This window comes from Nocardiopsis sp. MG754419 (genome assembly GCF_018207095.1).
Taxonomy (GTDB): Bacteria; Actinomycetota; Actinomycetes; order Streptosporangiales; family Streptosporangiaceae; genus Nocardiopsis.
On the sequence record NZ_QOCZ01000202.1, the window covers coordinates 1 to 7,979 of the forward strand.

General features: G+C 69.7%; 7 protein-coding genes and 1 pseudogene. All 8 read left to right on the forward strand.

Features of this window, described 5'->3' with window-relative positions:
- Positions 1-957, forward strand: a 957-nt coding sequence (gene ftsY / locus DSY14_RS25490) for a signal recognition particle-docking protein FtsY (RefSeq protein WP_211719155.1), incomplete at its 5' end; no start/stop codon positions are given.
- A gap of 457 nt (positions 958-1,414) precedes the next feature.
- Positions 1,415-2,758 (forward strand): ammonium transporter, encoded by a 1,344-nt coding sequence (locus DSY14_RS25495; RefSeq protein ID WP_211719156.1) that lies wholly within the window; start codon positions 1,415-1,417, stop codon positions 2,756-2,758.
- 361 nt (positions 2,759-3,119) lie between these two features.
- The gene (locus DSY14_RS25500) at positions 3,120-4,355 is read left to right on the forward strand and encodes a hypothetical protein (RefSeq protein WP_211719157.1); all 1,236 of its coding nucleotides are present in this window, start codon (positions 3,120-3,122) and stop codon (positions 4,353-4,355) included.
- 176 nt (positions 4,356-4,531) lie between these two features.
- Positions 4,532-6,130, forward strand: a complete 1,599-nt coding sequence (gene ffh / locus DSY14_RS25505; protein WP_211719158.1) for a signal recognition particle protein — start codon at positions 4,532-4,534, stop codon at positions 6,128-6,130.
- 231 nt (positions 6,131-6,361) lie between these two features.
- A complete protein-coding gene (gene rpsP, locus DSY14_RS25510; protein WP_211719159.1) occupies positions 6,362-6,817 on the forward strand; it encodes a 30S ribosomal protein S16 in 456 nt (151 codons plus the stop codon).
- A 2-nt stretch (positions 6,818-6,819) separates the two neighbouring features.
- Positions 6,820-7,062: an RNA-binding protein gene (locus DSY14_RS25515; RefSeq protein WP_067601808.1), complete on the forward strand. Its 243-nt coding sequence runs from the start codon at positions 6,820-6,822 to the stop codon at positions 7,060-7,062.
- A 127-nt stretch (positions 7,063-7,189) separates the two neighbouring features.
- Positions 7,190-7,708 carry a ribosome maturation factor RimM gene (gene rimM / locus DSY14_RS25520; protein ID WP_211719160.1) on the forward strand — a complete coding sequence of 173 codons (519 nt, stop codon included), beginning with the start codon at positions 7,190-7,192 and terminating at the stop codon, positions 7,706-7,708.
- Positions 7,709-7,754: 46 nt separating this feature from the next.
- Positions 7,755-7,979, forward strand: a pseudogene (locus DSY14_RS25525) (tRNA (guanosine(37)-N1)-methyltransferase TrmD); the annotation flags it as partial.

The following is a 7,979-nucleotide window of genomic DNA, read 5'->3' on the forward strand; positions in this document are numbered from 1 at the left end:
GCAGCGGCCCCCGCCGAACCCGAGATCGAGACCCCGCCCCCGTCCGCCGGGCGTATGGTCCGCCTGCGCGCCCGTCTGGCGCGTTCCCAGAGCTCCCTCGGTCAGGGACTGCTCAACCTGCTCTCCGCCAAGAACCTCGACGAGGACGCCTGGGAGGAGATCGAGGACACGCTCATCACCGCCGACATCGGTGTCACCTCGGCCACCCAGATCGTCGAGAACCTGCGCACCCGGGTGAAGGTGCTCGGCACGCGCGACACCGAGGAGGTGCGCGGACTGCTCCGCGCCGAGCTGCTCGATCAGCTCGGCGCCGACAGCGACCGCGCCGTGCGCACCGAACCGCACGGTGACCGTCCGGCCGTGATCATGGTCGTGGGCGTCAACGGCACCGGCAAGACCACCACCACGGGCAAGCTCGCCCGGGTCCTGGTCGGTGACGGGCGCAGCGTGGTCCTGGGCGCCGCCGACACCTTCCGCGCCGCGGCCAGCGAACAGCTCCAGACCTGGGGGTCCCGCGTGGGCGCCCCGGTCGTGCGCAAGGACGAGGGCGCCGACCCCGCCAGCGTCGCCTTCGACGCGGTCGCGCGCGGTGTGCAGGACGGCGCCGACACCGTCATCATCGACACCGCCGGACGCCTGCACACCAAGACCGGCCTCATGGACGAGCTCGGCAAGGTCAAGCGTGTGGTGGAGAAGAAGTCCCAGGTCGACGAGGTCCTCCTCGTCCTGGACGCCACCACCGGCCAGAACGGACTGCGCCAGGCGCGGGTGTTCGCCGAGGTGGTCAACGTCACCGGTATCGCCCTGACCAAGCTCGACGGTACGGCCAAGGGCGGCATCATCGTCCAGGTGCAGCGCGAGCTGGGGGTCCCCGTCAAGCTGGTCGGTCTGGGGGAGGGCCCCGACGACCTGGCGCCCTTCGACCCCGAGGTCTTCGTGGACGCGATCCTGGGCTGACCGCTCCGACCTCCACGACGGCACCGAGAGGCCGGCGCACCCGCGGGTGCGCCGGCCTCTCGCCGTTGTGAGCGGTGCACGGGGGCCGCGAGCACGCCCCATGGGAGCGTCACGCGCACGCAATCCCCGCGCAATACGGGGGAGCGCACACCTGGCACGGGTGTCGTTATCGGCGTGAGATCTCACTGAGAGTGCCGATGGCGCGCCGTTCGGTGCGTTTCGGGGGTGTGGGATGTGCCCGTGCACGTGCATCCGCGCGATCCGCCCCATCGGTTCACGCTCCCTTAACACCGCCGTCTGTCCTTTTACGCTCGCGCAACACGTGGGGTCTCACCGAGAAACACCGAGGTCGGACAGTTGTCGCCGTGGTGATCTGCATCGGGCTCGATGATGCGCTCGCTGACCGCCGCCCTCATCGAATGACAGAATCCCCCGCCCGTCCCATGGAGGCGACCACATGATCGACACCGGCAACACCGCGTGGCTGCTGATGAGCGCCGCACTGGTGATGCTCATGACCCCGGGCCTGGCCTTCTTCTACGGAGGCATGTCGCGGGCGAAGAGTGTCCTCAACATGATGCTCATGAGCTTCAGCAGCATCGCGATCGTCAGCGTTCTCTGGGTGCTCATCGGGCACTCGCTCACCTACGCTCCCGGCTACGGCGCCCTTGAGATGTTCATCGGTGGCTTCGACTACGTCGGCCTGAGCAGCATCATCACCGAGGTCGAGCCCGCCGACGGCGGCGAGGGCGGCTACCCGCTGCTCGTCGACGCCGGCTTCCAGCTGATGTTCGCGGTCATCACCGTGGCCCTCATCAGCGGCGCCATCGCCGACCGCGCCAAGTTCGGCGCCTGGCTGCTCTTCGCCCCGGTCTGGGCCCTGCTCGTCTACTTCCCCGTCGCCCACTGGGTCTGGGGCGGCGGCTGGGTCGCCACCATGCACGAATGGACCGGCCTGCCCGAGGTCATCGACTTCGCCGGTGGCACCGCCGTCCACATCAACGCCGGCGCCGCGGCCCTGGCCCTGGTCCTGGTCCTGGGCCGCCGCAAGGGCTTCGGCTCCGAGTCGATGCGCCCGCACAACCTGCCGTTCGTCCTGCTGGGCGCCGCGCTCCTGTGGTTCGGTTGGTTCGGCTTCAACGGCGGCTCCGCCTACGCCGCCAACGAGCAGGCCGCCCTGGCCCTGGTCAACACCCAGGTCGCCACCGCCGCCGCCACCGCCGCGTGGATGCTCGTCGAGCGCATCCGCTACGGCAAGGTCAGCGCTCTGGGCTTCGCCTCCGGCGCCATCGCCGGTCTGGTCGCGATCACTCCGTCGGCCGCCAACGTGACCCCGGTCGGCGCCATCATCGTCGGCGCCCTGTCCGGTGCCATCTGCGCCTACGCCATCAGCTGGAAGTTCCGGTTCAAGTACGACGACGCCCTGGACGTGGTCGGCATCCACATGGTCGGCGGCATCGTCGGCTGCCTCGCGCTCGGCTTCATCGCCTCCGCGGCGGTCCCGGGCGGCGGCGACGCCGGTCTCTTCTACGGCGGTGGCATCGGGCTCCTCGCCGCCCAGGCCATCTCGGTCCTCGGCGTCATGCTCTACACCTTCGTCGTCACCTGGGTCATCGCCAAGGTGATCGACCTCGTCATCGGCTTCCGGATCGCCGAGGAGGTCGAGACCAACGGCCTCGACCACGAGCTGCACGCCGAGTCGGCCTACGCCTTCGACGAGCTCGACGAACTGGAGGAGGAAGCGGTCTCCTCGTCGACGCCTCCGGGCGGGGAGACGGCCTCACCGCAGGTCAAGTCCTAGTCTCAACGTCGAGGCGAGGGACCTTGCGCCGTTGACGCGGTGAGGTGGTCCAGGGGCCGACGGGGATCTCCCCGTCGGCCCCGTTCGTGTGCGCGGCGGCTCGTCGGGGCCGGTGACCCCCGGCGCCGGATATGTGGAGATACTCATGCGGGGCGGTTGGCCGTGACGAGTGTCGGGGTTAGGTACTCTTTCGAAGCGGTGTGACGGTCCCTGCCCGATACACGGGTCACCGACGGGACGCACACCGATCACGTGCCGGGGAGCGGCCGGCCGGGCCGTCAGGCGTCCGAGCCCTCCCCGATGACTCACTTCAACGCCGATTCGTATCAGCACCCCTCAGCCGATGGGGGCAGGAGGCAAGATGGCGCCGGTTACTCGCAACAGGGGTCGCAGGGGCGGACGATTCGCCTTCGCCGCAGTGGGAACGATCATGGCGCTGGGGCTGGCCGGATGCTCCCTCGGAGGCGGTGACGAGGCGGAGGAGCCCGACACCGAGACCGCGGAGCCCGTCGACGCCGCCCCCCTGCTGGAGGAGGCCCTCGCCGCGCTCGCCGAGTACCCGGCCGTGGTCGCCTCGGGTCAGATCGCCGCCAGTGTCGGTGCGGACGTCCAGGAGACCGAGCTGACCGTCGCCGACGGCGGGGCCACGCGCGGAACCTTCCAGGTCAACGGGACCGACGCGGAGGTGCTCGCGGCCGACGGCAAGCTGTTCCTGCGGGCCGACGAGGAGTTCTGGCTCGACCAGAGCGTCTTCGGCCCCGACAGCGACGACTTCGAGGGCAACTGGGTGCGTTCCTCGCCCGCCCTGGCGGGCCTCAACCCCTCCGCCACGCTGGCCCCGCCCGCGCTCGCCGAGACCCTCGGAGCGATGGAGCTGGAGGACGACGAGGCGGTGGAGGAGAACCTCGACGGCACCCGGGCCTACCGGATCGGTCTCGCGGGCGAGCGCAACCAGGTGTGGATCGACGCCGAGACCAACCGGATCCTGCGCATCGCCATCGAGGAACTCGTCCCCGAGGACGCCGAGACCGGCCCGCAGGTCCGTCTGGACCTGGCCGAGGCCGAGACGGCCGAGGTCGAAGAGCTCTACACGGGGCTGACCACCGCCACGGAGGAGGAACTCACGTCCTCCCGCGACGCCCGCGTCCAGGCCGCCTGGGACGGCGAGGCCGGGATGTCCTGTGACGAGGGTCCGAGCTGCACCTGGTCCGGCACCGTGCAGGACACCGGGGGCGAGAACAGCAGCGGCACCGTGCTGGTGCGCATGGACGTCACCTTCAACAACGACGAACTCGGCGGTCAGGAGTGCTCGGAGTCGGGCGCCCTGGAGGCCGGCGGCACCCTCGACCTGTCCTGCGGGGTCGACTACGACGTCACCAGCTCCGACCCCGAGGAGTACAGCATCGACGCCGACGCCGTCCTGTCCACCCGTGGCCTGACCTCCTCCCAGCAGGAGGAGATGCTCGCCGCCATCACCGAGCAGCGTGAGGCCACCCTCTCCGGTCCCGAGGAGGACGCCACGGAGGAGAGTGCGGACGACGGCGCCGAGGACGGCACCGACGAGGACGCCACCGACGAGGGCGACGGGGGACAGTAGCCCCGGCACCGTCCGCGACATCGTTCGTGGACCGGGGTGGGGACCACGGGTCCCCACCCCGAGGTTCGACGCACAGGCTCCGGCACCCGGCGACCGGGCCGACCGCGCAGCCCTCCAGGTGACGGCGTGCGGGTAGGCTGGGAAGCCAATTCCGAGACGAAGGACTGGCTGAACTCGTGTTCGAGACGCTTTCCGACCGGTTGACATCGGTCTTCTCCTCGCTGCGCGGCAAGGGTCGCCTGTCCGAGGAGGACATCAACGCGACCGCTCGCGAGATCCGTCTCGCGCTGCTCGAGGCGGACGTCGCGCTGCCGGTCGTCCGCGAGTTCATCGCGCGGATCAAGGAGCGCGCCCGCGGCGAAGAGGTGTCCAAGGCCCTCAACCCCGCCCAGCAGGTCATCAAGATCGTCAACGAGGAACTGGTCGAGATCCTCGGTGGCGAGACCCGACAGATCCGCTACGCCAAGACCGCGCCGACCGTGATCATGCTCGCGGGTCTGCAGGGCGCCGGTAAGACCACCCTGGCGGGCAAGCTCGCCAAATGGCTGTCGGACGACCGCAACACGCCCCTGCTGGTCGCGGCCGACCTCCAGCGCCCCAACGCCGTCACCCAGTTGCAGGTGGTCGGCGAGCGCGCGAGCACGCCCGTGTTCGCCCCCGAGCCCGGTAACGGCGTCGGCGATCCGGTGAACGTCGCCCGCGAGTCCATCGAGCACGCGCGGCGCAACAACCACAACGTCGTCATCATCGACACCGCCGGTCGCCTCGGTGTGGACACCGAGATGATGCAACAGGCCGCGGACATCCGTGACGCGGTCCGGCCCGACGAGATCGTCTTCGTCGTCGACGCCATGATCGGTCAGGACGCGGTGAACACCGCGCAGGCCTTCCTCGACGGTGTCGGCTACGACGCGGTGGCGCTCACCAAGCTCGACGGTGATGCCCGCGGTGGTGCGGCCCTGTCCATCCGGCACATCACCGGTCGCCCGATCATGTTCGCGTCCACCGGCGAGAAGCTCGAGGACTTCGACCTCTTCCACCCGGACCGGATGGCCTCGCGCATCCTGGACATGGGCGACGTCCTCACCCTCATCGAACAGGCGCAGCGCACGTTCGACGAGGCCGAGGTCGAGAAGATGGCCTCGACCATGGCCTCGGACGACGACTTCACGCTGGACGACTTCCTCGAACAGATGATGATGGTCCGCAAGCTCGGACCCATCGGCAACCTGCTGGGGATGATGCCCGGCATGGGGCAGATGCGCGAGCAGATCGACAGCATCGACGACAAGTCCCTGGACCGCATCCAGGCGATCATCCAGTCGATGACCCCGGGGGAGCGCGCCAACCCCAAGTCGATCAACGGGTCGCGTCGACTGCGCATCGCCAACGGTTCGGGCACCCAGGTCGGCGACGTCAACGGCCTGGTCACCCGCTTCTTCGAGGCGCAGAAGATGATGCGCAAGATGAAGAACGGCGGCGGCATGCCGGGGATGCCCGGGATGCCGGGCATGGGCGGCGGCAAGAAGCCGAAGAAGGGCAAGAAGCCCAAGAAGGGCAAGCAGCGCAGCGGCAACCCGATGAAGGCCCGCCAGCAGGAGGCCGACCGCGCCGCCGAGCGGCAGCGCCGTCAGGAGGAGGGCCCGCAGGTGCCGCAGCTGCCCCCGGGCCTGGGCGGCGGTGGCCCGCAGTCCGGCCTTCCGCCCGCTTTCGGCGGATCGAACATGCCCGACCTGTCGAACTTCAAGTTCGGCAAGGGCGACGGCGACAAGTGAGTCCGGGCGCGGCCCGTCCGAGGGGCGGCCGCGCCCACGAACGTGACCGGACTCGTGGCGGTGTCCTGGACAAGGAACTCGCCGGCGTCTGGCACAATGAGGAGTCGACTAACGGTGGCGGGCCGGCCCTCTAACTAGCCTGCCGCCCACGTCCTGCCTCGACGGGTTCCACAACCCCACGTGGTCCGCCGTCCGGCGCCTAACACCGTTAATCGGGAGAAGACCACTCCAGTGGCTGTCAAACTGAAGCTCAAGCGTATGGGCAAGATCCGTACGCCCCAGTACCGTGTCATCGTCGCCGACGCCCGCAACAAGCGCGACGGCAAGGCGATCGAGGAGATCGGCAAGTACCACCCCAAGGAGCACCCGAGCCTCATCGAGGTCGACTCCGAGCGGGTCCAGTACTGGCTGTCCGTCGGCGCTCAGCCGTCCGACGCGGTGAAGGTCCTCCTGCGCAAGACCGGTGACTGGCAGAAGTTCAAGGGCCTGCCGGCCCCGGCTCCGCTCCAGGTCGCCGAGGCCAAGGACCCGGAGGCCGTCGAGGCCGCCTTCCAGGCCGCGCTCAAGGAGCTCGTGCTCCCCGGTCAGGAGAAGAAGACCAAGAAGGCCGAGAAGAAGGCGGACAAGCCGGCCGAGAAGCCTGCTGACGACGCCGAGGCCGAGAAGAAGTCCGAGGGCGAGGCCTGATCGTGCTGGAAGAGGCGCTGGAGCACCTCGTGAAGGGGATCGTTGCGAACTCCGAGGACGTCCAGGTGAGAGCCAAGCGGCTCCGCAAGGGCAAGGTTCTGGAGGTTCGGGTCCACCCTGACGACCTGGGCAAGGTGATCGGCCGCAACGGCCGCACCGCCAAGGCGCTGCGGACCATCATCGGTGCGCTCGCCGGTGGTCGTTACGTGCGCGTGGACCTCCTGGACCTGCACGAAGTGCGCTGACGCGCCTCCTGGGGCGCCGGCCGGACGGTCGGCGCCCCGCACCCGTGCCCGGGCACCGACATGGTGTCCGGGCACGGTTTTCCCCGTAGGACGTCTCGGGGTCGGTATCGATCGAAGGAACAGACTCATGCGACTCGTGGTGGGCCGGATCGGCCGTGCGCACGGTATCCGCGGCGACGTCGCCGTCGACGTGCGCACCGACGACCCCGATGCCCGGTTCGCCGAGGGCGCGGTCCTGCACACCGACCCGGTGTCGGCGGGGCCGCTCACCATCGCCTCCCTCCGGCGGCACAGCGGCAGGCTGCTCGTCCGGTTCAAGGGCCTGGCCGACCGCAACGCCGCCGAGGCGCTCCGCGGCACCGTCCTTCTGGTGGACTCCGAGGACATCGCCCCGCTGGAGGACCCGGACGAGTTCCACGACCACGAGCTCATCGGCCTCACCGCGGTCACCACCGACGGCACGACCGTCGGCACCGTCGACGACGTCCTCCACCACGCGCAGGACGTGCTGGTGATCACCGCCGATGCCGGTCACGAGGTCCTCGTGCCGTTCGTGGCGACGCTGGTCCCCGAGGTGGACGTGGCCGCGGGGCGGATCACGCTGGACCCGCCGCCCGGCCTGCTCGACCTCCAGACCAACGACTGAGCGGCCGCGACCGCCCCGTCGCCGAGCCAACGAGACCGAGTACGCCGTGCGCATCGACATCATCAGCATCTTCCCCGACTACTTCGCCCCCCTGGACCTGTCCCTGATCGGCAAGGCCCGGACGACGGGGCTGCTCGACGTGCGCGTCCACGACCTGCGCTCCTGGACCCACGACCGGCACAACACCGTCGACGACACCCCCTACGGGGGCGGCCCCGGCATGGTGATGAAGCCCGAGCCGTGGGGGGAGGCGCTCGACGCGGTCGTCGCC

Bases quoted from the DNA above. Each gene is read 5' to 3' on its own strand.
- rimM (WP_211719160.1), top strand. From the start codon at position 7,190: ATGCGACTCGTGGTGGGCCGGATCGGCCGTGCGCACGGTATCCGCGGC.
- DSY14_RS25495 (WP_211719156.1), top strand. From the start codon at position 1,415: ATGATCGACACCGGCAACACCGCGTGGCTGCTGATGAGCGCCGCACTG.
- DSY14_RS25500 (WP_211719157.1), top strand. From the start codon at position 3,120: ATGGCGCCGGTTACTCGCAACAGGGGTCGCAGGGGCGGACGATTCGCC.